The organism is Tuberibacillus sp. Marseille-P3662 (assembly GCF_900178005.1).
Classification (GTDB): Bacteria; Bacillota; Bacilli; order Bacillales; family Sporolactobacillaceae; genus Marseille-P3662.
Window position 1 is genome coordinate 294032 of record NZ_FXBS01000005.1, and the last position, 24800, is coordinate 318831.

The 24800-nt window shown below is 42.3% G+C and carries 27 protein-coding genes; all 27 read left to right on the forward strand.

Annotated features, from left to right (window positions below):
- Nucleotides 1-68: 68 nt before the first annotated feature.
- The 27 genes from B9Y89_RS07520 to B9Y89_RS07650 all read left to right on the forward strand — a co-directional run bounded on the left by B9Y89_RS07520 (nucleotide 69) and on the right by B9Y89_RS07650 (nucleotide 24789).
- The gene (locus tag B9Y89_RS07520) at nucleotides 69-509 is read left to right on the forward strand and encodes a GNAT family N-acetyltransferase (RefSeq protein WP_085522619.1); all 441 of its coding nucleotides are present in this window, start codon (nucleotides 69-71) and stop codon (nucleotides 507-509) included.
- Nucleotides 510-605: 96 nt separating this feature from the next.
- A complete protein-coding gene (locus B9Y89_RS07525; protein ID WP_085522620.1) occupies nucleotides 606-1652 on the forward strand; it encodes an L-threonylcarbamoyladenylate synthase in 1047 nt (348 codons plus the stop codon).
- A gap of 214 nt (nucleotides 1653-1866) precedes the next feature.
- Nucleotides 1867-2379, forward strand: coding sequence for a manganese efflux pump MntP (locus B9Y89_RS07530; protein ID WP_441351472.1), 513 nt, complete (start codon nucleotides 1867-1869; stop codon nucleotides 2377-2379).
- A gap of 72 nt (nucleotides 2380-2451) precedes the next feature.
- Entirely contained in the window at nucleotides 2452-3075 is a 624-nt protein-coding gene (locus tag B9Y89_RS07535; protein WP_176222144.1) for a low molecular weight protein arginine phosphatase, read from the forward strand.
- A 131-nt stretch (nucleotides 3076-3206) separates the two neighbouring features.
- Nucleotides 3207-4457 (forward strand): serine hydroxymethyltransferase, encoded by a 1251-nt coding sequence (glyA, locus tag B9Y89_RS07540; RefSeq protein ID WP_085522623.1) that lies wholly within the window; start codon nucleotides 3207-3209, stop codon nucleotides 4455-4457.
- A 130-nt stretch (nucleotides 4458-4587) separates the two neighbouring features.
- On the forward strand, nucleotides 4588-5217 hold the full coding sequence (gene upp, locus B9Y89_RS07545; protein WP_085522624.1) for a uracil phosphoribosyltransferase: 630 nt from the start codon (nucleotides 4588-4590) through the stop codon (nucleotides 5215-5217).
- A gap of 482 nt (nucleotides 5218-5699) precedes the next feature.
- Nucleotides 5700-5915 carry an AtpZ/AtpI family protein gene (locus tag B9Y89_RS07550; protein WP_176222145.1) on the forward strand — a complete coding sequence of 72 codons (216 nt, stop codon included), beginning with the start codon at nucleotides 5700-5702 and terminating at the stop codon, nucleotides 5913-5915.
- Between the two features lie 2 nt (nucleotides 5916-5917).
- On the forward strand, nucleotides 5918-6301 hold the full coding sequence (locus tag B9Y89_RS19570) for an ATP synthase subunit I (protein WP_085522626.1): 384 nt from the start codon (nucleotides 5918-5920) through the stop codon (nucleotides 6299-6301).
- 31 nt (nucleotides 6302-6332) lie between these two features.
- The gene (atpB, locus tag B9Y89_RS07560; protein WP_085522627.1) at nucleotides 6333-7097 is read left to right on the forward strand and encodes a F0F1 ATP synthase subunit A; all 765 of its coding nucleotides are present in this window, start codon (nucleotides 6333-6335) and stop codon (nucleotides 7095-7097) included.
- 71 nt (nucleotides 7098-7168) lie between these two features.
- The gene (gene atpE, locus B9Y89_RS07565; RefSeq protein WP_085522628.1) at nucleotides 7169-7393 is read left to right on the forward strand and encodes a F0F1 ATP synthase subunit C; all 225 of its coding nucleotides are present in this window, start codon (nucleotides 7169-7171) and stop codon (nucleotides 7391-7393) included.
- Nucleotides 7394-7487: 94 nt separating this feature from the next.
- On the forward strand, nucleotides 7488-7976 hold the full coding sequence (atpF, locus tag B9Y89_RS07570; protein ID WP_254901206.1) for a F0F1 ATP synthase subunit B: 489 nt from the start codon (nucleotides 7488-7490) through the stop codon (nucleotides 7974-7976).
- Nucleotides 7973-8506, forward strand: a complete 534-nt coding sequence (locus B9Y89_RS07575) for a F0F1 ATP synthase subunit delta (protein ID WP_085522630.1) — start codon at nucleotides 7973-7975, stop codon at nucleotides 8504-8506. Before atpF ends, B9Y89_RS07575 begins: the two co-directional genes overlap by 4 nt.
- Nucleotides 8507-8533: 27 nt before the next feature.
- A complete protein-coding gene (atpA, locus tag B9Y89_RS07580) occupies nucleotides 8534-10045 on the forward strand; it encodes a F0F1 ATP synthase subunit alpha (protein ID WP_085522631.1) in 1512 nt (503 codons plus the stop codon).
- 48 nt (nucleotides 10046-10093) lie between these two features.
- On the forward strand, nucleotides 10094-10969 hold the full coding sequence (gene atpG, locus B9Y89_RS07585) for an ATP synthase F1 subunit gamma (RefSeq protein WP_085522632.1): 876 nt from the start codon (nucleotides 10094-10096) through the stop codon (nucleotides 10967-10969).
- 26 nt (nucleotides 10970-10995) lie between these two features.
- Nucleotides 10996-12417 (forward strand): F0F1 ATP synthase subunit beta, encoded by a 1422-nt coding sequence (atpD, locus tag B9Y89_RS07590; RefSeq protein WP_085522633.1) that lies wholly within the window; start codon nucleotides 10996-10998, stop codon nucleotides 12415-12417.
- Between the two features lie 36 nt (nucleotides 12418-12453).
- Nucleotides 12454-12855: a F0F1 ATP synthase subunit epsilon gene (locus B9Y89_RS07595; protein WP_085522634.1), complete on the forward strand. Its 402-nt coding sequence runs from the start codon at nucleotides 12454-12456 to the stop codon at nucleotides 12853-12855.
- A 233-nt stretch (nucleotides 12856-13088) separates the two neighbouring features.
- Nucleotides 13089-13319, forward strand: coding sequence for a DUF1146 family protein (locus B9Y89_RS07600; protein WP_176222146.1), 231 nt, complete (start codon nucleotides 13089-13091; stop codon nucleotides 13317-13319).
- Nucleotides 13320-13430: 111 nt separating this feature from the next.
- Nucleotides 13431-14180, forward strand: coding sequence for a YwmB family TATA-box binding protein (locus tag B9Y89_RS07605; protein ID WP_085522636.1), 750 nt, complete (start codon nucleotides 13431-13433; stop codon nucleotides 14178-14180).
- A 92-nt stretch (nucleotides 14181-14272) separates the two neighbouring features.
- On the forward strand, nucleotides 14273-15601 hold the full coding sequence (murA, locus tag B9Y89_RS07610; protein WP_085522637.1) for a UDP-N-acetylglucosamine 1-carboxyvinyltransferase: 1329 nt from the start codon (nucleotides 14273-14275) through the stop codon (nucleotides 15599-15601).
- Between the two features lie 241 nt (nucleotides 15602-15842).
- The gene (spoIID, locus tag B9Y89_RS07615; protein WP_085522638.1) at nucleotides 15843-16871 is read left to right on the forward strand and encodes a stage II sporulation protein D; all 1029 of its coding nucleotides are present in this window, start codon (nucleotides 15843-15845) and stop codon (nucleotides 16869-16871) included.
- A 225-nt stretch (nucleotides 16872-17096) separates the two neighbouring features.
- On the forward strand, nucleotides 17097-18128 hold the full coding sequence (locus B9Y89_RS07620; protein WP_176222147.1) for a M23 family metallopeptidase: 1032 nt from the start codon (nucleotides 17097-17099) through the stop codon (nucleotides 18126-18128).
- A gap of 244 nt (nucleotides 18129-18372) precedes the next feature.
- On the forward strand, nucleotides 18373-18819 hold the full coding sequence (locus tag B9Y89_RS07625; protein WP_254901207.1) for an Lrp/AsnC family transcriptional regulator: 447 nt from the start codon (nucleotides 18373-18375) through the stop codon (nucleotides 18817-18819).
- A gap of 353 nt (nucleotides 18820-19172) precedes the next feature.
- Complete coding sequence (gene nikB / locus B9Y89_RS07630) at nucleotides 19173-20114, forward strand: nickel ABC transporter permease (protein ID WP_085522640.1); 942 nt, start codon at nucleotides 19173-19175, stop codon at nucleotides 20112-20114.
- Between the two features lie 16 nt (nucleotides 20115-20130).
- Nucleotides 20131-21033 carry an ABC transporter permease gene (locus B9Y89_RS07635; RefSeq protein WP_085522641.1) on the forward strand — a complete coding sequence of 301 codons (903 nt, stop codon included), beginning with the start codon at nucleotides 20131-20133 and terminating at the stop codon, nucleotides 21031-21033.
- Between the two features lie 255 nt (nucleotides 21034-21288).
- Entirely contained in the window at nucleotides 21289-22839 is a 1551-nt protein-coding gene (locus B9Y89_RS07640) for an ABC transporter substrate-binding protein (protein ID WP_085522642.1), read from the forward strand.
- An 8-nt stretch (nucleotides 22840-22847) separates the two neighbouring features.
- Entirely contained in the window at nucleotides 22848-23852 is a 1005-nt protein-coding gene (locus B9Y89_RS07645) for an ABC transporter ATP-binding protein (RefSeq protein ID WP_085522643.1), read from the forward strand.
- On the forward strand, nucleotides 23818-24789 hold the full coding sequence (locus tag B9Y89_RS07650; RefSeq protein WP_085522644.1) for an ABC transporter ATP-binding protein: 972 nt from the start codon (nucleotides 23818-23820) through the stop codon (nucleotides 24787-24789). Before B9Y89_RS07645 ends, B9Y89_RS07650 begins: the two co-directional genes overlap by 35 nt.
- Nucleotides 24790-24800: the final 11 nt, after the last annotated feature.

Consider the following 24800-nt stretch of genomic DNA (forward strand, 5'->3'; position numbering starts at 1 on the left):
CTAAACCTCTCGTGACCATCATAAAACTATTAATAAAATGGTAGATTAAAATGAGGGAGAGGTTTTTTATGAACGTTGTTGTTGAACCTGCGCAAAATAAGGATTATCCACATATTAAACAGTTTGCTGAGCAAGTAGGAGTTACCGTTCCCGAACAGGCCGATGAGAACACATACTATTTGTTGATGAAATCAAAAACAGCTATTGTTGGCGTGGTCGGAATTGAACTATGTCACGAAGATGCGCTGCTTCGAACATTAGTTGTGGATTCGTCAACTTGTAAAAGTGATGACTTGTTCTACTTTTTGACGGTTGCTTTAGGATTTGCCCGTGAACGACAAGCGAAATCAGTGTATTTTGTGACGCCGGCTGATCCTTCGCTGTTTGAACCGCTTGGATTTTCGGAACAATCTTTGGATGAACTACCGACGCACTTCATAGGTCATAAACATTTTGACAAGGTGAAGGAATCGGAACAAAATAAACTATTGATGACGCCACTCCATTAACAAGTTATACACAGTTCGGATAACGTTTATCCACAATAATGTGTATAAATGTTGAGTTTTGGTGGATAAACAATTGATAAAAGGGGATATGAAGGCATGGTTAACACCATCCATTGGGCTGTTGATAAAAATGTTGATAATCTTGATAGTTATCCACATATTCAACAAGCCGCAACTGAATTACAGAATACAAATGTGGTCGCTTTTCCAACAGAAACCGTCTATGGCTTAGGTGGAAGCGCACTGTCTGATAGAGCTATTGAGCGTATTTACTCAGCGAAAGGACGTCCTAGTGACAATCCGTTAATTGTCCACATCGCTAATAATTCACAATTGGATGAGCTTGTCCCTTATATCCCTGAGCAGGCCCGTAAACTGATGGAAGCATTTTGGCCTGGTCCGCTGACAATTGTGCTGCCAACGACGGGCCGAGTATCAGATCGTGTGACGGCGGGGCTGAATACTGTAGCGATACGGATGCCTGATCATCCAGTAGCTCTTGCGCTTATTAAAGCAGCTGGACTCCCGCTTGCCGCCCCGTCAGCCAATGCTTCTGGAAAACCAAGTCCAACGACGGCAGCACATGTCTTAGATGACTTAGATGGTAAGATCGCGGGTGTTGTGGATGGTGGAGCAACGGGCATAGGTGTAGAATCAACCGTCATTGATTGTACGGTGTCTCCCGCTGTGCTCCTTCGGCCAGGCGGGATTACCCAGGAAACGATTGAGGAGACCATTGGTTCGATTACTGTTAATACCCCATCGTCACAACGCGCAGATCAACCGAAGTCACCGGGGATGAAATACACTCACTATTCACCAGATGCTCCGATGTATCTTGTGAACGGCGGATCTGATGTGATCAATCAGTATATTAAAGATGCCCGAAATGATGGGAAGAAAATCGGTGTGATAACAACCGAAGAAGATAAGGAAGCGTATCAGTCAGCCGATGTTATTGAAGTGGTGGGGTCACGCCGTGACTTATCCACAATTGCTACCGGTTTGTACCATGCTGTACGAGCATTTAATCAACATCATGTTGACGTGATTTTCTGTGAGACTTTTCCGGAGGAAGGTATAGGTGTCGCCATCATGAACCGACTTTCAAAGGCTTCCGGTGGGCGTACGCTTAGTCCTTAATTTTAGAATGTATTATAAACAAATAAAAAAATGTGAGGTACTGTAAGCCGTTGGCATACACGTGCTCCTGTGGAAAGCGCCGTGAATGACAAAAAAGCAGCTTGTACTTCTAAATCACCAAAAGGGCGCATAGTTTTACCTTAACGGCATGGGTAAGGAGGCGTCTCTTTTGGATACATCAGCGGTTGTCGGTGAGTTACTTACGCTTTCAATAATGGCAATAGCATTAGGGATGGATGCCTTCTCAGTTGGTATGGGGATGGGCATGCTTGAATTACGCTTGAAACGAATCGCAAAAATTGGTTTGACTATTGGTGGTTTCCACGTCATTATGCCGCTGATAGGCATGTTTATTGGCAGGTTCCTATCGGATTATTTTGGCGATATAGCGGCAATGGCGGGCGGCGTTTTATTGTTGCTGTTAGGCGTCCAAATGATTTTTGCATCGCTAAAACAGGACGATGATCCGATGGTTCGGCCAATGGGTATTGGCTTAATCATTTTTGCACTTAGCGTCAGCTTAGACAGTTTCTCAGTCGGTCTCAGCTTAGGCATTTACGGTGCTAAAGTTTTATTAACCGTGCTGTTATTTGGCGGCTTTAGTATGGTGCTGACTTGGGCTGGGTTGTTGTTAGGACGGAAATTCCAGAAATTAATAGGTACTTATAGTGAAGCGTTGGGTGGCGTTATATTATTTGCTATCGGCTTAAAACTGCTTCTCAACTAATGAAAAACCATGATATACTATTTTAAAAAGCGCTCGTCTATATCGGGCGCTTTTTATGGTTGGGGTGATCACGTGAACGTTTTATTTGTTTGTACGGGAAATACGTGTCGCAGTCCGATGGCTGAACAATTACTCAGACAAAAAGGCCCGGGCCATATCCAGGTTCAATCAGCCGGTATTTATGCGATGAAAGGTCAATCCGCACATCCCAATGCTGTCAATGCTTTGGCAGACCGTGGAGTGGCTTGCGAGCATAGCTCACGGCCTTTGGATCGTGACTTGACAGACTGGGCTGACTACATATTGACAATGACTGAGGGCCACAAAATGCAAGTACTGCAGACATTTCCAACCGCACAGAATAAAGTCTTTACGCTAAAGGAATTCGTAAATGCTGAGACCGCATCAGCCGGTAATTGGGAAGACTTACAAAAGGCTATTGCCGAATATGAAACCAAACGAGCCGAGTGGTTGCATGTATGCCAGAATCCAGACTTATCTGCTGATGAACGGCAAAAAAAAGAACAACAGATGCATGAGGACTTGCAAGTTAATCTGGATGACATTCATACCCTTGAAAATGCGCAACCATCCCTGGACATCAGCGATCCATTTGGTGCTTCCGAGGATGTATATAGTAAGGTGTGTTCGGAAATAGAAGCATTGATCGATCAGTTGTCGTCGAAATTACGCTGATATTTCCGGGGAAATAGTCGAGTGATGTAGAATAATGAAAAAAGATATAATTAATTGACTGAAAATCATTACTTATTGATGTAAAAATGGTAGGATTAATATGAAAATGGTTCGAAAGGGAGTTGCTATCAATGGAGCATATCAAAACGCAAGACCCAGAATTATTTGATGCGATTCAAGGCGAACTGACGCGGCAAAAAAACAACATCGAACTAATCGCTTCTGAAAATTTTGTTAGCCGGGCGGTCTTGGAAGCTGCTGGATCCGTTTTAACAAACAAATACGCCGAAGGTTATCCGGGGCGTCGTTACTACGGTGGTTGTGAGTATGTGGATGTGGCCGAAAATTTGGCACGTGATCGGGCCCAACAATTATTTGGTGCGGATCATGTGAATGTTCAACCTCATTCCGGTGCCCAAGCAAATATGGCTGTCTATTTTGCTGTTCTAGAACACGGAGACACCGTTTTAGGCATGAATTTATCCCATGGCGGTCATCTCACTCACGGAAGTCCTGTGAATTTCAGCGGCAAACAATACAATTTTGTTGAGTACGGTGTTGATTCGGAAACAGAGAAAATCAACTATGACGATGTTCTTGAGAAGGCAAAAGAGCATCGCCCCAAGTTAATTGTTGCTGGGGCTAGTGCTTATCCACGTGATATTAATTTTGCCAAATTTAGAGAGATTGCCGATGAAGTCGGTGCGTATCTCATGGTGGACATGGCGCATATTGCCGGACTCATTGCCATGGGTCTCCATTCCGATCCAGTTCCATATGCAGATTTTGTAACAACTACGACACATAAAACGTTGCGCGGTCCGCGCGGCGGAATGATTTTATGTAAAGAGGCGTATGGGAAAAAGATTGATAAAGCTGTTTTCCCTGGACTACAAGGGGGACCGCTTATGCATGTCATTGCAGCGAAGGCCGTTGCATTTGGTGAAGCGTTAGACCCTTCATTCAAAGATTACTCTCAAAGAATTATTAACAATGCGAAAGCCTTTGGTGAACAATTGGAGGCTGAAGGTCTTAACTTAGTTTCCGGTGGAACAGATAATCACCTTGTTCTTATTGATCTGCAAAACCTTTCGATCACCGGAAAAGAGGCTGAGAAGGCGTTAGATCGTGTAGGCATTACAACAAATAAAAATACCATTCCTTTCGATCCTGAAGGTCCGTTTGTAACAAGCGGTTTGCGTATGGGAACGGCAGCGGTCACCTCACGCAATTTTGATGAAGATGCTATGAGAGATGTGGCGACCATTATTGCCTCCGTATTAAAGAATATAAATGATGATCAGGCACTTAAAGAAGCTGAGAGCCATGTTCAACAATTAACCAATCAGTTTCCTTTATACGGTGAACTATTGGTGAAGTAATATTGACCATTCAAAAGACGGCGATGAGCCGTCTTTTGTTGTGTTGGGATCAACCATTTCTCGAATTGTTGTTGAAACGCTTGTTGATTTTCGGTACAATACGTCGGGAAGAATCTCTGAGGAGGATTTGATGGCACAAGTAAATGTTTTGGATCACCCATTAATTCAACATAAGCTAACATATATTAGGAAGCAGGATACGGGAACGAAAGAATTTCGTGAGTTAGTCGATGAAGTGGCCACTCTAATGGCCTTTGAAATTACCCGGCATTTGCCGCTTGAAGAGATAACTGTACAAACACCAGTTGCTGATGCAAAATCTTATCAGTTATCGGGAAAAAAATTAGGTGTCGTCCCAATTTTGCGCGCTGGATTGGGTATGGTTGATGGAATATTGAATTTAATTCCCACAGCCAAAGTCGGTCACGTCGGTCTCTACCGTGACCCTGAGACACTTAGACCTGTAGAATATTATTCAAAAATGCCTTCCGATATTCATGAAAGAGAACTAATTGTCGTTGATCCGATGTTAGCGACAGGCGGATCCGCAGCCGCCGCATTAACCCTTTTAAAAGAAAAAGGTGCACAAAATATTAAGTTAATGTGTTTGCTAGCTGCCCCTGAGGGTGTTAAAGAAGTTCAAGAGTATCATCCGGATATCGACATCTATCTCGGTGCCCTTGATGAAAAATTGGATGATAAAGGCTACATCATCCCGGGACTTGGCGATGCTGGTGATCGGTTATTTGGAACTAAATAAATAGATGGGGGGCTCAAGATTAATCTTGGGTCCTTCTTTTTATTCTATATCCCTTTGTCTGTTCTATTACTCTTTGATTTTCAAAAAGACGTCACAAAATCAGGATTCACTGATGTTAAAATTCCAGTAGAATATAAGTACAAGCAATATAGTTTCACCCTTCAAGGTTCCCGCTTTTTTCGTTGACAAGGTGTTACCCGCCTGATACTATGTTATAGGATAGGGATGGGCCTTTTATATGCAATACAGGGTATATATGGTAATTGTCTTAATTGCCATTAGCGTTGGTTTTCTCCGAATGGAATCATTCTAGCTTTTTCATTTTTCACACTTTTATATATCTACTATTTGTAAGCGAAAGACTTTCCAGCATTTGAAGTTCTGAAAAAGTGGATATTTGTTGACAACAAGATAGCGCTTTCGTTAAGCTGTATTAAGGTGAGAAATGTGTCTATTTTTGTCTTCGACAAGGGATGGTGCTATTGGCTAAACCGAATCAAACGTCTAAAAGAATAGCGATTTTTAGCGGTGCCGGACTTGACTTGGCCATGTGCATCCTTGTAGGAGTTTATTGTGGACATAAGCTAGATGAATGGTGGGGAACCCATCCTGTTTTTCTCCTTATAGGTCTCCTTCTAGGCATTGTATCCGGGTTCTATACACTTTATCTCATTCTTAAACCCTACATTGGAGACTGACCATGCACAACAGTTTTACAGTTTTTTTTAAGAAAGTTCTGCTATCCACAATTATTTGTATGTTAGTACTTGTTTTATTGTGGAGTTTCCTCCCATATAAAAAAGTGATCCAAGGACTTTTTTTAGGAATAAGTTTTAGTTTAATAAACGCCTTGATAAGTTATATTAAAGCGGTACAAATTACATCCCGGGCAATAGATAAGGGAAAAAGACCAACGAGATCAAACGGGATGTTGTCAAGATTCACAATTGTTTTTATAGCTGTTTTTATTACCATTCAATATCAAGATTCTTTTTCACTGTTAGCAGTCGTTATAGGCTTGGTATTTATTCAATTGCTAGCACCGTTAATGGCTCTATTGGACAGCTTTAAAAGACAGCATTGAATTAATCTTGTGAAAGGGGTGAAGTGAGTATATGGGCGAAGAATTTTCTCCCAGAAGTGAATTTCTAGGGATGACATTTGATTTGCCATTATGCCTAATGATCGTTATTACAGCATTACTGGTATTCCTGTTTATTGTCATCACCACAAAGAATATGACTTCTGGAGTACCGAAAGGCAAACAAAACCTGTTTGAATGGGTAGTTGATTTTACTCGAGGTGTGGCCGAGCAATTCATGGAAAAGTCAAATGCAACAAAATTTTTAACCTTAGCCTTTACGTTGTTGCTGTATATTCTATTTTCCAACTTGTTGGAACTATTTTTCATGATTACACTTGAGTATCATCATACTATGCCTGGCTTGGGAATTACCGAAGAGGTTCTTCGCGAGCATAATGGTGAAGTACCGGTAACATGGTGGAAATCACCGACGACCAGCATTAGTGTAACCTTTGCGTTAGCTTTGTCGGTATTGGTTTATTCACATTATCTCGGTATTAGGCGCAATCCTAAGGAGTATTTTAAAAACTACTTCCAGCCGTACAAACCTGTAGTTATTCTACATTTAATGGAAGATTTAATTATTAAGCCGTTAACGCTACCGTTGCGACTTTTTGGTAACATTTTTGCTGGTGAAGTTCTTATTGTCATTTTATTAGAATCCAGCATAGCTATATCGACAGTGCCATTGTTCTTATGGCTGGGTTACTCAGTCTTTGTGGCAGGTGTCCAAGCGTATATTTTTATTTCATTGTCATTGGTCTATATCGCAGAAAAAGTGGAGCCAGGACACTAGGAAATGTAATTCTATGAACAAATTTTTTTAATATAAAAGATTGCTTTACTACATTTAGGAGGTATATTTTTATGGATTACGCAATCGCAGTTGGTTTGATATTTGGTTTAGCAGCTATTGGTGCAGGTATCGGCAACGGTATTGTTGTCAGCCGTACAATAGAAGGTACTGCACGTCAACCGGAATCTCGCGGTAGCTTGATGGGTCTTATGTTTCTTGGTATCGGCCTTGTTGAGGCGTTGCCTGTTATCGGACTTGCTTTCGGGCTTATTCTATTCTTCTCGAAAGTTCTTTAATTCAACTCTGAAAATCAAAGGTGGGAGGTTTATACTTCTCCCGCCTAACTTTAACAACTGTTGGGTCTCCTAATCAGCGAAGGGAGTGAAACATGTGGTTCACTTTGAAGTTGGGACTTTCTTGTTCCAAATCATCATATTTTTAATCTTATTATGGCTTGTTTCCAGATTTGCTATGAAACCAGCGATGAAGGTTCTTAAAGACCGTCAAGACAATATTGAATCGCAAATAAAAGATGCAGAGAATGACCGGGAAGAAGCGGCTCAGCTTCTGCAAAAGCAAAAAGAACAATTAGATCAAGCGCGTTCAGATGCCAAAGAAATCATAGATCGTGCTAAGAAGCAGTCTGAAAGTGAAGCACAGCAAATTATTGATGATGCTAAAGGCCGTGCGGACCGTATGGTTGAACAAGCCAAAGAAGAAATTGACCGTGAACGAGAGAGAGCTGTTGCTTCTCTTCGCGACGAAGTAGCCGATCTTTCCGTTATATTAGCCTCTCGAGTACTTGAAAAAGAAGTTGATGCTAAAGACCATGAGAAAGAGATTGATGCATTTATCCGCGAGGCAGGCGATCGTATATGAGTGAAGCTGTAGCCAAGCGTTATGCCGAGGCTCTATTTGAAGTGGCTAAAGAGCGCCATTTAATTGACGAATTTGAGTCGCAGCTTAATGTTGTTAATGAAACGCTGAAGTCAAGTAACGATTTGCAAAAAGTGCTTTCTCATTCTCAGGTCGAAAGTAATAATAAAAAAGACATTATAGAAAAAGTCTTTTCACAGGATCTTAGCCAAGAGGTCATTAACTTATTAAAAGTCCTTGTTGATCGTAGGCGTGAAAAAACGATTCACTATTTAATTAATGACTATGTGGATATGGCTAATGACTATCGTGGGATTGAGGACATGGTTGTTACAACCGCTCAACCTCTAACGGAAGATGAAAAACAAAAATTGGCTGAAGACCTTGGTCAAAAATTGGATAAAAAACTCCGGCTAAATGCCAAAGTTGATCAGAATATTATTGGTGGTATCATTGTAAAGATTGGTAACACCGTATTTGATAGTTCATTATCCGGCAAGTTGAAACGTCTTAAGACGCAGCTTAAAAGCTGAATGCAGGTAGATAGGGGTGAAATGTCAGTGAGCATTAATGCCGAAGAAATCAGTTCAATAATTAAGCAACAAATTGAAAATTACGATGCAACGGTTGAAATGAATGAAGTGGGTACCGTCATTGAAGTCGGCGACGGTATTGCTCGCGTTCACGGTCTAGATAACGCCATGGCTGGAGAACTTGTTGAATTTGCTAATGGTGTCATGGGCATGGCGCAAAACCTTGAGGAGAATAACGTTGGTGTTGTCATCCTCGGCTCGTTTACAGACATTCATGAAGGTGATGAAGTTAAACGAACCGGCCGAATTATGGAAGTGCCTGTTGGTGAAGAACTCCTTGGCCGTGTTGTCAATCCATTAGGACAACCCGTTGATGGAAAGGGACCGATCAACGCCAATAAAACCCGGCCCGTCGAAAGTTCAGCACCTGGTGTTATGGCTCGTCAATCGGTTAATGAACCCTTGCAAACAGGGATCAAATCCATTGACTCAATGATTCCCATTGGCCGCGGCCAACGTGAATTAATTATTGGTGACCGGCAGACAGGTAAAACCTCCGTTGCGTTGGATACGATGATTAATCAAAAAGATGAGGATGTCATTAACGTTTACGTCGCTATTGGGCAAAAGGAATCAACGGTTGCAGGTGTTGTTGAGACGTTGCGTTCACAAGGGGTACTTGAAAAGACGATTATTGTTACCGCGAGTGCTTCTGAACCCGCTCCATTGTTATTCTTGGCTCCATTCACCGGCGTATCCATGGGTGAAGACCTTATGTACAATGGTAAGCACGTTTTGGTGGTTTTTGATGACCTATCGAAACAAGCGACGGCGTATCGTGAGCTATCCTTGCTATTACGTCGACCACCGGGTCGTGAAGCTTATCCTGGTGATGTCTTTTTCCTTCATTCGCGTTTACTTGAACGTGCGGCTAAGCTAAACGATGACCTAGGTGGCGGATCAATCACCGCTTTGCCAATCATTGAAACTCAAGCTGGCGACATTGCCGCTTATATTCCGACAAACGTGATTTCTATCACAGATGGACAAATTTTCCTTGAGACTGACTTATTTAACTCAGGTATGCGTCCGGCGATCGATGCTGGTTCATCTGTTTCTCGTGTTGGTGGGGATGCGCAAATTAAGGCAATGAAGAAAGTTGCTGGGACGCTCAAACTCGACCTAGCTTCATATAATGAACTTAAATCATTTGCCCAGTTTGGATCTGATCTTGACGCCGCAACCCAAGCTAAGTTGTCACGCGGTGAAAAGACAATGGAAATTCTTAAGCAAGACTTGCACAACCCGTATCCGGTTGAAAATCAAGTTGCGATTATATATGTTCTATCCAAAGGATATTTGGATGATGTGTCTGTTCAAGATATTCAGCGGTTTGAAAAAGAGTTCTTGTCTTATATGACACAAAATCACAACGATATCCTTAGTGAGATTCGTGAATCGAAGAAACTGCCCGACGAAGAAGCCTTTGGTAATGCTATTAAGGAATTTAAAAAAGGCTTTGCAGGATCAAGTGAATAATGTGTTAGGCGAGTGCCTAACGCTTTTTGCGGAAGGTGGTGAAGTGTAGTGGCATCGTTGCGTGACATTAAAGGAAGAATTTCTTCCACTAAGAATACGAAACAGATTACTCGGGCGATGCAGATGGTTTCGGCGTCTAAATTGACGAAAGCACAAAACCAGGCTCAAGCTTATGAACCCTATACCGATAAGCTTCGAGAAGTCGTTGGGAATATCGCATCTGGCACTCAGTCAGGAAGTGGCGCCAAACATCCAATGTTAAAATCCCGCCCAGTGAAGAAGACTGGTTATTTGATTATAACGGGTCAACGCGGTCTTGCCGGAGGCTATAATAATAATGTTCTTAAACATTTGGACAGCCTCATTAAAGAACGCCATCGGTCAAATGATGAATTTACAGTATTGTCAATTGGTAAAATTGGTACTGCCGCTGTCAAAAAACTAGGTTACCCTATTGCTGAAGAAATAGTAGATGTACCAGATGAACTTAGCTATGATGACATAAAGTCGGTGGCCAAAACGGCTGTTAATTTATTTATTGATGAAGAGATCGATGAATTATATATGATTTATAATCATTTTGTTAGCCCCATTCAACAAGATTTACGGGATACCAAATTATTGCCGTTAAATGACATTTTTGAGGACAGTGGCGAAACTCAGAGCGTCACTTACGAATACGAACCATCCGCTGAGGAAGTGTTAGCAACACTTTTACCTCAATATGCAGAGGGCTTGATCTTCGGAGCACTGTTAGATGCAAAGGCAGCTGAACATGCTGCTCGAATGACAGCCATGCGAAGTGCAACTGACAACGCCAATGAACTCATTGATGATTTGACACTTAAATATAATCAAGCGCGTCAAGCCGCTATCACCCAAGAAATTAGTGAAATTGTCGGCGGCGTCGCTGCACTAGAATAGTCTTATGAGAAGTAAGGAGGGAAAGCATGAGTAAGGGTTATATTACTCAGGTTATGGGTCCCGTTGTCGATGTTAAATTTGACGATGGCCATATGCCTGAACTTAACAATGCTCTAACGATTAACCAAGCGGCCCAAGGCTCAGATGATACGGGCATCCAATTAACGTTGGAAGTTGCTCTTCACCTAGGCAATGATACTGTCCGTACGATTGCAATGTCTTCCACTGATGGTGTTACTCGCGGGACGGCTGTTGAAGACACGGGTGGCCCTATTTCGGTTCCTGTTGGTGAAGAAACCCTTGGGCGTGTCTTTAACGTACTAGGTGAAGCTATTGATTTGAAGGATGAAATCCCTGAGAAGGCTCAGCGTAATTCCATTCACCGCGAAGCACCAACATTTGAAGATCTATCCACAGGTACCGAGGTTTTAGAGACCGGTATTAAAGTTATCGACCTTTTAGCCCCTTACGTTAAGGGTGGTAAAATCGGTTTGTTTGGCGGTGCCGGTGTTGGAAAAACCGTGCTTATTCAAGAATTGATTAACAATATTGCACAAGAACATGGTGGTATTTCCGTATTTGCTGGTGTTGGAGAACGGACACGTGAAGGGAATGACCTTTATCATGAAATGAGTGACTCCGGTGTTATCAGCAAAACAGCGATGGTGTTCGGACAAATGAACGAACCGCCGGGTGCCCGTATGCGTGTCGCCCTTTCCGGCTTAACGATGGCTGAACACTTCCGTGATGAAGAAGGACAAGACGTGCTTCTCTTTATTGATAATATTTTCCGTTTCACTCAAGCGGGTATGGAAGTTTCCGCATTGCTTGGTCGCCTGCCTTCTGCCGTTGGTTATCAACCAACGTTGGCAACAGAAATGGGACAGCTGCAAGAGCGGATTACATCGACGAAAAAAGGATCGATTACATCCATTCAAGCGATTTATGTCCCAGCTGATGACTATACGGACCCTGCCCCTGCAACCACGTTTGCGCACTTAGATGCGACAACTAACCTTGAACGTAGTTTGTCGCAAATGGGGATTTATCCGGCCGTTGACCCACTGGCATCGACATCTCGGGCACTTGCACCTGAAAATGTGGGTGAAGAGCATTACGATGTGGCACGTCGTGTTCAAGAAACCTTGCAAAAATATAATGACTTGCAGGACATTATTGCGATCTTAGGTATGGATGAACTGTCAGATGACGACAAACTCGTTGTTCACCGTGCCCGTCGAATTCAGTTCTTCTTGTCACAAAACTTCCATGTTGCCGAACAGTTTACAGGTCAACCGGGTTCCTATGTACCATTAAAGGAAACGGTTAAAGGCTTTAAAGAGATTCTGGATGGCAAGCATGATGATATACCTGAAGATGCGTTCCGTCTTGTTGGTCGCATTGAAGAAGTTGTAGAAAATGCTAAAAAATTGGAACAAAATGCGTAAGGTTCGCAATGCCAGAACCCAAGGAGGGTTTTTGTCATGAATATGATTCAGACAAACATTGTAACGCCGGACGGCAAAGTATACGAAGGTGACATTCATATGGTCAGCTTGCGAGCGGTGACAGGGGAAATGGGGATATTACCTAATCATATTCCGACGGTTGTCCCGCTAGAAATCAATGCTGTTCGGCTGAAACACATGGGTAAAACCCAGGTTGTTGCTGTTAATGGCGGTTTTGTTGAGGTGGGTAAGGAAAGTGTCAATATTTTAGCTGAATCCGCAGAACTCAAAGAAGATATTGATATCGAACGTGCCCAGAAGGCCAAGCAGGACGCTGAACAACAGTTATCCGGCTTAGAAAAAGGAACTGCTAAGTACGAGACAATCTTAAAAGATCTCAAACGGGCGGAAAATCGCTTGGAGATCACTAAACAATAGATCGACTCATACAACCCGTTCTACTATCTATATGGTGGAACGGGTTTTTTTATAGCTTGGCTTAGTTTTTATTTTTGTCATAAAGGGTACGTATACAATTGAATTGAAAGCAACACATGGCAAATATTACAATAATTTTAGGTCGTAGGACTGCTACAAAATATGGTATGATAAAATTTAGCGGTAATTATAATCTGATGCCAAGTGTTGAATTGAGAAAGGAGTTCTACATAGTGTATGGGCTCAATGTCCAATCGGCATTAAATTTAGTGGTGCATCTCATCACGCTTATTTTAACCTGGTGGGCGTTGCAAAGTTTTAAAATTGATGTATACTTTAAACACCCACAAGGTCCGAAAGCTAAAGTTGCCATGCTGTTTATTGCTATTACAATCAGCTATAACGTTGGCAATTTTATTCTAAATTATGTCAATTGGTCCCTTAATCTACAAAATTTTATGTAATGTAAGCAAATGATGAATAACAACTGTCGAACGATGTAGGGTTTTAACTGAATGTTCCATGTATGACCATTCTCTCCGGGGCAATACTGTAAATAAGGAGAGGATGGAACCGTGAAACCCATTAATTATACGATTGCTTTTGTTGTGATACTGTTTTTTGGTGCTTATTCAAACTCGATAGCTAATGGAGATGCTGAAACGACCACACAGTTACCAAGGATGGCTGAAGTCTTAAAAGAACACCATGTCGGCATTGATCATTGGTCTGTCTACGCTAGGCAGAATTTGAAAAGTGTTTCAAATTCTTCAACTTTCAAACAGCAGCTGCAAACATTAAAGAAAAAGCTGCCGGATTTTGAATGGGATGACGTCAAAGTCAACCAAGCCGGTCAATATGAAGTTGAAGGGCATTCAAAGGTATCTGATCATGTCAGTGAGCAAGTACAATTGTTTATGTACCCACAGAAAAATCACAAAGCATCGTATGTTATTTATGAGCTTGAAGGACAAACATGGAATGGCAATACGTGGCAAACGTTTTCCCCGACCGTTGACAGTCGTATCAGCACAATCTTTAAAGAAACAACCGATACAAAACTTTACACAACCATCTCCGGGCAAAAACAGGCGGTATCATCAAAGTTATTGCCTGCGGCTCAGTCTTATGCTAAAGGACTTCATGCCCGGGTGGTAGAAAAAGTTAAAGAAAAAACATTTGTATCATTGTCTGCATATAATACAGCATGGAACCAGTTGATTCGAACCAACGGTCAGAAAATGAACCTGCAGGTCGCACTTAGGACTGTAGGCTCGACCACAACAGTGACCTTAGGCACGCCAATAATTACGTCTGAATACTAATAAAAATAAAGGGTTGGGCATGTGAGGTGGCCAAACCGGCTGCAGCCACCCTTTAAAAGGGAATAACGATAAACGACGCGGAGGGGAATACGTTGGAAAATATCATTGTGAGAGGCGGGAGGCGACTCCAAGGAACGGTGCAAGTCGATGGGGCAAAAAACGCTGTGCTTCCTGTCATTGCTGCATCGATTTTAGCCAAAAAAGGCGTTAGTAAAATAAATAATGTACCAGCTTTAGCAGATGTTTTTACAATTAAAGAAGTTTTAAAACATCTTAATGCTGATGTGACATACGAGGATAATTCTGTGACTGTAGGCGCCCAGTCCACCTTATCTACAGAAGCACCTTTTGAATATGTAAGGAAAATGAGGGCGTCATTTCTGGTTATGGGGCCATTATTAGCCCGTGTCGGTCATGCACGCATTGCTCTACCAGGAGGTTGTGCGATCGGTTCACGTCCTATTGATCAACACTTGAAAGGCTTTGAAGCCATGGGCGCTAAAGTCACGATTGGCAATGGTTTTATTGAAGCTAAAGTGGACGATCGGTTAGAAGGAGCCAGCATTTATTTAGATTTTCCAAGTGTTGGAGCTACGGAAAACATTATGATGGCGGCTGTTTTGGCTGACGGAGAAACAGTAATTGAAAACTGTGCTTGTGAACCTGAGATCGAAAATTTGGCGGATTATTTAAGTGCGATGGGAGCCAAAATTACAGGTGCGGGTTCAGGAACCATACGCATCACAGGTGTTCGTTCGCTCAAGGGTGTCACTCATGACATTATACCTGATCGCGTTGAAGCCGGTACGTATATGATAGCAGCAGCTATTACAAAGGGTAACATTCTCATTGAAGGCGCTATTTCAAGGCATTTACGGCCTTTAATTGCCAAGTTAGAGGAAATGGGTGTTCATATTGAAAGGGAAGGTAATGGATTGCGCGTTAAAGGTCCGGATATACTAAATCCCGTAGATATTAAAACAATGCCGCATCCAGGTTTTCCAACCGATTTGCAATCGCAAATGATGGCTCTGTTGCTTAAATCTCAAGGAACAGCTGTTATTACGGAAACCGTATTTGAGAATCGCTTCATGCATGTTGAAGAGTTTCGCCGTATGAATGCCGACATCAAAATCGAGGGAAGATCTGCTATTATTAGCGGCCCTTGTCAGCTGCAAGGCGCAGAAGTGGCGGCGACCGATTTAAGAGCTGGAGCCGCTTTAGTGATTGCCGGATTAGTTTCTGACGGCACTACACGAGTGACAGAATTAACTCACATTGACCGTGGCTATGTTAATTTTACCGAAAAGTTTCTTTCGCTGGGTGCCGATATTGAACGTGTTCCCGCCCAAGAGAAACAAGAAGTCGAAACTGTCAAAAGCAAAGTACCGAAACTGAATATGAAACCCAAATTTGCCTGACAAGGAGCCGCTCGCGGCTCTTTTTTTACTATACGGCTCAGGAACGCCTGAGCTGAAATCAACAGTCACGTAACGGACTCGCGTGATCCGACCTCAAAAACACTCATAACCTATAGTATGTCCATTTTTTTAGAGCATATACATTTTATCAGTGAATGAATATGTGACACATTTTTGTAAGTTCTAAATGTCGGGAATCATCCATACACTATTAGAAAATCTAGTTATGGGAGGCCCGGGTATGAACAAATCACTAGTTTATGCAGCAACTTTTTTACTCGTCGCCGTTATCATCATTCCAACCCTCATCGTCGTTCCATTTGGCGGGCAAAATTCACAGCAGCAAGCTGAGGCTGAAGATCAGTCAAAACCAGCTTCCGCTGAAAAAGACCAATCGTCGGGACCAGCTATTGCGGTTTCTGTCTATCGCAGCCAATCCGATAAAGTTCAAACCATTGACTTTCAAGATTATGTGGTCGGTGTTGTAGCATCGGAAATGCCAGCCGATTTCAATATTGAAGCATTAAAAGCACAGGCGCTCGCCGCTCGAACATATGTCGTTAAGCATTTACTTAGAGGGCCAAAAGCGAATTTGCCAAAAGATGCGGAAGTCACTGATACAAAATATTATCAAGTCTATAAAAGCCACGATGATCTCAAAAAGGAATGGGGCGATGATTATGATAGTAAGATCGCCAAAATTGAACAGGCCGTTTCGGAGACAGCGGGTGAAATCATCACATATGATGGTCAACCGATTGAATCGATGTTCTTCTCAACCAGTAATGGTTACACAGAGGATTCAGAGGACTATTGGTCCAATAAGATTCCATATCTAAAAAGCGTTAAAAGTCCATGGGATAAAAATTCCCCTAAATCCTTTGAAACCACTACCATACCTGTCTCAACATTTGAACAGGACTTAGGTGTGAACCTCGAGGAAGAGTCCGGTTCTATTGGTAAAGTTGTTAAGACAACGAACGGACACCGGGTCGGCAAAATCAAAATTGCGGGCCAGGCATTCACAGGTCGAGATGTTCGCGAAAAGTTAGGTTTACGCTCAACTGACTTTGAATTAAAAAAGAAAGATGGCAAGATTTATGCAGAAACTCAAGGATTTGGTCATGGCGTCGGTATGAGTCAATACGGTGCAAACGGCATGGCAAAGCAGGGCAAATCATACAAGGATATTGTGACTTACTATTATAGTGATGTTGATATTGAAAAAATTAACCCAACCCTCAAAGGGAAGTTAGCCGCTAAAGATTAGAGCGGGATCCACTTCTTATGAAACCATTGGTGCTTAGAGCCAATGGTTTTATTTTATCCCATGTTTCAAAAATGGATTGTCACACCCGGCAACATGCCCCTATGGATATAAAAGAATCCAGTATCATCAATGTAGTAGATTTGTCGAAAAAAATTAGTAACTTTTTTGACTATTAGGGTATAGATTCTCGCAAATCTGATGAGAATGGTTGCTGAGGTGATAAAGATGACAGATCGAAACAATCGAAATCCGCAAGAAGAATCCCAAAACAAATTGCGGAAACTCACAAGAAGACGTTGGTTTTATCCAGCCATGTACTTAGGCGTTGCTGCTTTGGTCATGATTTCAGTTTTATGGATTCAACAGGGCGGTGGAGATACACAGAATGAGACGTCGCCAACGGGCGAAGAACAAGGCAATGTTGCCATTGATGAAGATAATGAAGAAGCTGTTCCCGTCAATGGTGCCAAAGAAGAGTTTGCTTTGCCGGTCGCAAATAAGGATGCTGTCGAGGTGACGCAAAAATTCTATGACGTTAACGGAGACCCAGAGGACCAACAAGCCGCTATAGTAACCTATGATAATACCTACAAACAAAGTACAGGTGTCAATTATACTTCAAAGAACAATGAATCATTTGATGTTACGGCTGCTATGGGTGGTACGGTTGTCAAAGCTAAGAAAGATAATATCTTAGGTAAAGTCGTTCAGATTGATCATGGCAATAAGGTCACAACACAATATTCAAGTTTGAATGAATTGAAAGTGAAAGAAGGACAAAAAATTAAGCAAGGAGACGTCCTTGGTGTCTCAGGACGCAGTAGTTTTAACAAAGATGCTGGTGTCCACGTGCACTTTGAAATTCGCAAAAAAGGTGTCGCAGTTGATCCATTGGCCTATCTTGGCAAAGGGGTTGCCGCTCTAGATGAAGTTGCCAAAAACTCGGACAATAGCACTGAGCCTGTTACTGAAAGTGATGAAGGTTCAGCTCAAGATGATTCCAATGGTCAAGAAAATAAATCAAGTCAAGATAATAGCACAAACCAAGAATCTCAGAATGAGCAGGACCAAGACATGGGAACGAATAGTCAGCAACAACAGCAGCAACAACAAGCTCCAATGGGTGAAAATAGCAACAGCAACCCTGAATCTCAAGATGATACGTCAAACGACAACAAAGATTCCATGAATGATACGGAATCAAGTCAAGATTCGAATCAGGAACAAAATCAAGATAGTCAACAAAGCGAAGAATAATCAAGAAACCAACGTCTTTCCTTCATGAATAAGTTCGGAAACCTTAAAATTAGGGCTGCCGCTGCCACGGCAGTCTATTTTTTTTGTCTTGATTCAGGGTTGCGTTGTTAATGATTTCGCGGCGGCGGCCCTTAACTCCTTTCAAAGTCTACATAATTTTCTATACAAATGGTAGGCAAATCGTATAAGATAGATTTTGAAGTCACATCATCTGGAAAAATTTAATGTCAAGGGGGAGGATGATTTGATTGATGAAACAGACCGGAAGATTTTAGATTGCTTAAACGATGATGGCCGGATGTCATATGTCGATATTGGTAAACAACTGAATATATCCCGCGTTTCTGTCCGCGAACGTGTCAATCAGATGATTGACAAAGGTGTCATCGAAAAATTCAGTGTCGTGATTAATTCGGAATTGGCCGGTAAGCATGTGTCCGCGTTTTTTGAAGTTGACTGTGAACCGGCCTATTTAGTTGAAGTTGCCGAAACGCTTGTGAATAATCCGGTCGTCGCCAGCTGCTATCAAATGACTGGCCCAAGTACATTACATATGCATGTCCTTGTCGAGGACTTTCATGCTTTGGAAAAATTCATTAACGAAGAATTATACGCATTGGAAGGTATTACAAGAGTCGATAGCCACATACTGCTCCGCCGCTTCAAAAGCCGGACAGGACTGAAGCTGTAATTCTGAACCGCAGGCCATATTGGAGCCTGCGGTTTTTTCGTATGGCTTCGCTCTTTTCTTTATAGCTTTCAGAAAACCTTTATCAAAGTAACAGTATACTACTTAAAATCAATAAAGGATTTTGAAGTGAAATAATATACCAATGATTAATATTTTTTTGAAAAATATATTGCAATCTATTTTCAGCTGTCATATAATCATGATTAAAACAAACAAAACAAAAGTTAAGATAATTTGTTAAAAAGGCTAACAATCGGAATCTATATCTTTGTTTTTGAGACAAAATGGAGGTGATGGCGGCTTAATCACGTATCCAAGACTTTCAATAAGCTTGAATGGAGGTGTGATGGAGGATGGTTGCGTTAATAGGAAGAAGACTGGTACAAACCATTTTTTTATTATTTGGTATTTCGATCATTGTTTTCTTGAGTATGCATATTGCTCCAGGGGATCCAGCAGCAGTGATTGGCGGTCCGACAGCATCAAAATCTGATATCGAAGCGATAAGAGAGCAGCTGGGTTTGAACCAACCTTTGTTTGTTCAATATTGGGATTACATAGCCGGTGTCTTACAAGGTGACATGGGCCAATCTTTTCAAACCGATCGTTCGGTAGCTCAAGAAATCATGGTACGTTTACCCAATACCATAAATTTGGCTGTTGCAAGTGTTGTTGTTTCAGTCATTATCGGTATTCCCGCGGGGATCATTTCCGCACTCAAACAAAATTCCTGGCAAGATTTTTTTAGTACAACAGCCGCTCTAGCAGGTGTCTCAATTCCTAACTTTTGGTTGGGAGCTGTCCTTATTCTCATTTTTGCCGTTAACTTACAGTGGCTTCCAGTTGGAGGTTTGACGGAGCCGATATGGACGATTGCGGGCATCAAGCAGTTAATTTTACCTGCTATTACATTAGGAACAGCTTCAGCAGCCATGATTGCCCGCATGACACGTTCATCAATGCTTGAGATCATTCGTTCAGATTTTATTAGAACAGCCAGAGCAAAAGGTGTTAAGGAGAAGGCTGTCATCTGGATTCATTGTCTACGTAACGCGATGATACCAGTGATTACCGTCATCGGATTAAATTTCGGTTTTCTACTAGGAGGCACGATCATTGTTGAACAAGTCTTTGCCATTAACGGCGTCGGACGATTAATGATTGAGGCAATATCAGCACGAGATTTTCCAATGGTACAAGGTTCGGTATTGTTGATAGCCGCCATTTTTGTCTTTGTCAACCTTCTAGTTGATATTGTGTATGCCTTGATTGATCCAAGAATTAGTTATGACTAGAGAGGGGGGGTTGAACATGGAAAGTCAACTGGCTGAGAATCAAACAGCTATTGAACAAAAAAAAGATAAACGTGATAGTACATTTAAAAAGATTGTGAAAGGGATGCTCCATAGCAAACTTGCTTTAATAGGATTATTCATTATTGTTGTGCAGATTTTCTTTGCTGTTTTCGCTGATTTGATCGCCCCTTATGATCCGGTTAATCAGCAGTTGTCGCATACAAATTTACCGCCATTTTCGCCCGATCATTGGTTGGGAACAGATAATTATGGACGAGATATGTGGAGCAGGCTTGTTTTTGGAGCGCGGATCTCGCTCGTTGTCGGGATAACGTCTGTGGCTATTGGGGCTTTTTTTGGCATTATTCTCGGCTTGTTAGCAGGCTATTATAGGCTTTTAGACGGGCTGATTATGCGTCTATCTGATCTCTTATTCGCTTTTCCAGGCATATTGTTAGCCATGCTAATCATCGCGATTTTAGGTTCAAGTCTGGTTAATGTCGTTATTGCCATTAGTATATGGTCGATCCCGACCTGCGCAAGAATTGTTAGAGGAAGCGTGTTATCGATAAAGAGACAAGAATATATCACCGCGATGAGGTCACTTGGAGCCAGTGATTTTCGAATTTTAGTTAAGCATGTTTTGCCCAATTGTTTGGCACCCATTATCGTCTTTATAACGATGCGGATGGCAACAGCGATTTTATCAACGTCTTCACTTAGCTTTCTTGGACTAGGAGCCGATCCGTCCAAACCGGAATGGGGAGCCATGATCGCTCAAGGTCAAAAGTTGATTTGGACAGCACCGCATATGGTCATCATACCGGGTATTGCCATTGTGTTGGTCGTCTTTGCCTTTAATGTTGTGGGAGACGCCTTAAGGGATACACTAGATCCAAACATGGATGTTGACCAGTAACTCTAGCGATTTATTTTATATTAGGATTGCTTTTCGATACGAACTGAAAGAATCTAACGCTGTGAGCAGCCCAAATACACGTAGACTCCTGCGGGAACAGCGGCCAAAGTGAGACCCCGCAGAACGAAGTTCGAGGAGGCTCACGGGTCTCCCGCGGAAAGCGAAGTGTATTCGGGCTGCGGTCAAAAAGCAACAATCCATACGAGAAGAGCTTTAAATTTAAGAACTCATTAAGATTCGGGGAGGAATAAACGAATGAGACGATCTTTAATGCTTGTTGTGGCACTTATGATGTTGGTTGGAGGCGTGTTGGCTGGGTGTTCCGGCTCAAGTCAAACGGACTCCTCTGCATCTTCAGACAGTGGAACCAGCGGAGAACAGACGTTAACATATGCTAATACGACGAAAGTGGTCGGCCTATCGCCGATTATGACCAATGATTCTGTGTCTGCAAGAGTCATTATGCAAATCTATGAAACGTTATTTACTCGTGATCCGGATACAATGGAAATCAAACCTTTATTAGCGAAATCATATGAAACGCCGGATAAAAAGACTTGGGTGATTCATTTAAAAGAAGGTATTCAATTTACGAATGGAACGGAATTAACATCCGAAGACGTTAAATATACTTTTGATAAGCTTCGAGATCCGGATACCGGAGCACCAAGAGCTTCTCTATTAGCATCGGTTAAGAAAGTCACTGCTAAAGATAAATACACGGTGGTGATTAAAACCAAGGAACCTTATGGCCCTATGTTAGCGGCTTTGGCTCACTATAATGCGTCTATTATTAGTAAAGAAGCCGATCAAAAGAACGATCTCATGAAAAAACCTGTTGGGACCGGACCTTATAAGTTAAAAGAATGGGTGACAGGCGACCATGTTACCGTCACAAAGAATAGCAATTATTGGGGTGAGGACCCTGCTCTAAAAGAAGCGACATTCAAAGTCGTGCCAGATGTGAATACGGCCATTTCCATGCTGCAAACGGGTGAAGTTGACCTAATTGATGGCATTCCTTCATCACAATGGCAACGCGTTAAGAGTCTACAAAATGTAAAAACAACGAAAAAACCGGGTACGCGTGTCTCTTACATGGCTTTTAACTTTAATAAAGACCCAATGAGTCAGCTCAAGTTTAGAAAGGCCGTATCTTATGCTATTAATCGGAAGTCCTATGTTAAACAGTTAAATGGTTTGGGCGTTCAATCCAATAGTATTATAGGTCCTAAGGTTTCGGGTTATGATAAGTCAGCAGAAGACGCTGGTTACACGTATGATCCAGAAAAAGCTAAAAAAATGATCGAAGAAAATGGTTGGAAGGGCTTAGAGCTCAAGATGTTGGTGGCCAACAGGGAGAATTATATGAAGATGGCCCAAATTGTCCAAGAGCAACTTGAAGATGCCGGGTTGAAAGTGAAACTTCAATCGATGGAATGGGGGACATTCTTGGATGTGTCCACACAAGGGAAGTTTGATATCACATTCCTAGGTTGGGGCAACACAACGGGTGACGGCAGTGAACTACTCTATCCTAACCTGCATAGCGACAATATGGAATCATCCAACCGGGCCAATTATAACAATAGTGAGTTTGATCAACTGGTTGACGCTTCACGATTCTCTGTTGACCAAGACGTTCGTCAAGAAAAACTCGACGCAGCGAATAAGATCGCTATAAAAGATGCCGCATGGGTCGTTATGAACCATGCAATGGTAACAGCCGCTTACCGTGATGATGTTAAGGGATTTAAAATATCACCAACAGCGGATTGGCTTCTGAAGAACATTGAAAGGGAGTAGACGTCGCCATGACTGAAGAAATATTAAATATCAACGATCTGGAAGTCCAATTTAAGACGGCTGATGGTCATCTATCAGCCGTCGATGGCTTATCTTACAAAGTTAATAAAGGTGAGACGGTTTGTGTCGTTGGTGAATCAGGCTGTGGGAAAAGTATCAGTGCCTTGTCTATCATGGGCTTGTTACCCAATAATGGCCAAGTCGCAAGCGGCCGCATTCAGTTTATGGGAAAAGACCTTGCTGCGCTAAAGAACGAGGACATGCGCCGGATTCGAGGCAATGATATTTCGATGATTTTTCAGGAACCTATGACGGCGTTGAACCCGGTTTTTACAGTCGGTTATCAGGTTAGAGAACCCTTGCGTATTCATGAAAAGATGAATAAAAAACAGGCGCACCAAAAGGGAATTGACTTATTGAAACAGGTCGGGCTGTCTTTACCGGAAAAACGCATGCAGCAATATCCTCATGAACTTAGCGGCGGGATGCGCCAAAGAGTGATGATTGCCATTGCATTAGCCTGTAATCCCAAGATGATTATAGCTGATGAACCTACAACGGCACTGGATGTCACCATTCAGGCGCAAATTTTGGACTTAATGAATGAGTTAAAAGATACGATTGATACGAGTATTCTCATGATCACGCACGATATGGGAGTTGTGGCAGAAATCGCTGATCGAGTGATTGTGATGTATGCCGGTGAGATTGTTGAAGAAGGGGATGTGGAGACCATCTTTAACGACCCTCAGCATCCTTACACACAAGGATTGCTGGCTTCTGTCCCTGATGTGGAGCAAGAAAGTAAGGAGTTACGCGGTATTCCTGGGACGCTTCCAGGCCTGAATGAGCGCGCTCAAGGATGCCGATTCCAAGACAGATGCCCTTTTGTTATGGATATTTGCAAAGATGAACATCCGCACATAACTGAAATAGAACAGCACAAAACCCGTTGTTGGCTGAAGGAGGGAAGCGATCATGAGTTCGAACAACGTCCTCTTTCAAATGCGTGACGTTAAGAAACACTTTCCGATCAAAGGTGGTCTTTTCAATTCAACTAAAGGCAGTGTTAAAGCTGTGGACGGAGTCACCTTAGATATCACAGAAGGAGAAACACTTGGTGTAGTCGGGGAATCAGGGTGCGGGAAATCAACATTGGGACGTACGGTTCTTGGCCTTGAGTCGATGACGGATGGGCAGTTAGTCTTTCGGGATCAGAACATTACACAGTTAAGTAAAAGACAACTAAAGCCGCTGAAAAAAGAAATGCAAATGATTTTTCAAGATCCCTTCGCATCATTGAATCCTAGGCAAACCATCGGTAGAGCCATAGAAGAAGCATACATCATTCATACAAATGATAAGGCCGGTGAACGCCGGCAAAAAGTCATGAGTTTATTAGAAGAAGTTGGGTTAGGCGCTGAACATTATGATCGTTATCCCCATGAATTCAGCGGCGGTCAAAGACAACGGATAGGGATTGCGAGGGCCGTCGCATTGAATCCGTCTTTTATTGTCTGTGATGAGGCTGTTTCTGCACTGGACGTATCCGTGCAAGCTCAAGTGATTAATCTATTAAAAAAGTTGCAAAGCAGTTACGGTTTGACGTATCTCTTCATTTCTCATGACTTAGGCGTTGTTAGACATATTAGTGATCGAGTCTTGGTCATGTATCTCGGTAATATGGTTGAATTGACAACAACGGAACAACTCTATCAAAATCCGCAGCATCCTTATACCCAAGCTTTATTATCAGCTATTCCGAGAACAGCACCAAAACGAAAACGGGAGCATGTTCATTTGAACGGCGAGATTCCGAGTCCAACTGATCCGCCGTCTGGATGTCCGTTCCATACCCGCTGTCCGATAGCTGCTGATATCTGTAAAGAGGTGAAGCCAGAGTGGCGGCAAGTTGATGATGATCACTATGCTGCTTGTCATATGGTCTAGAAGGGGATTAA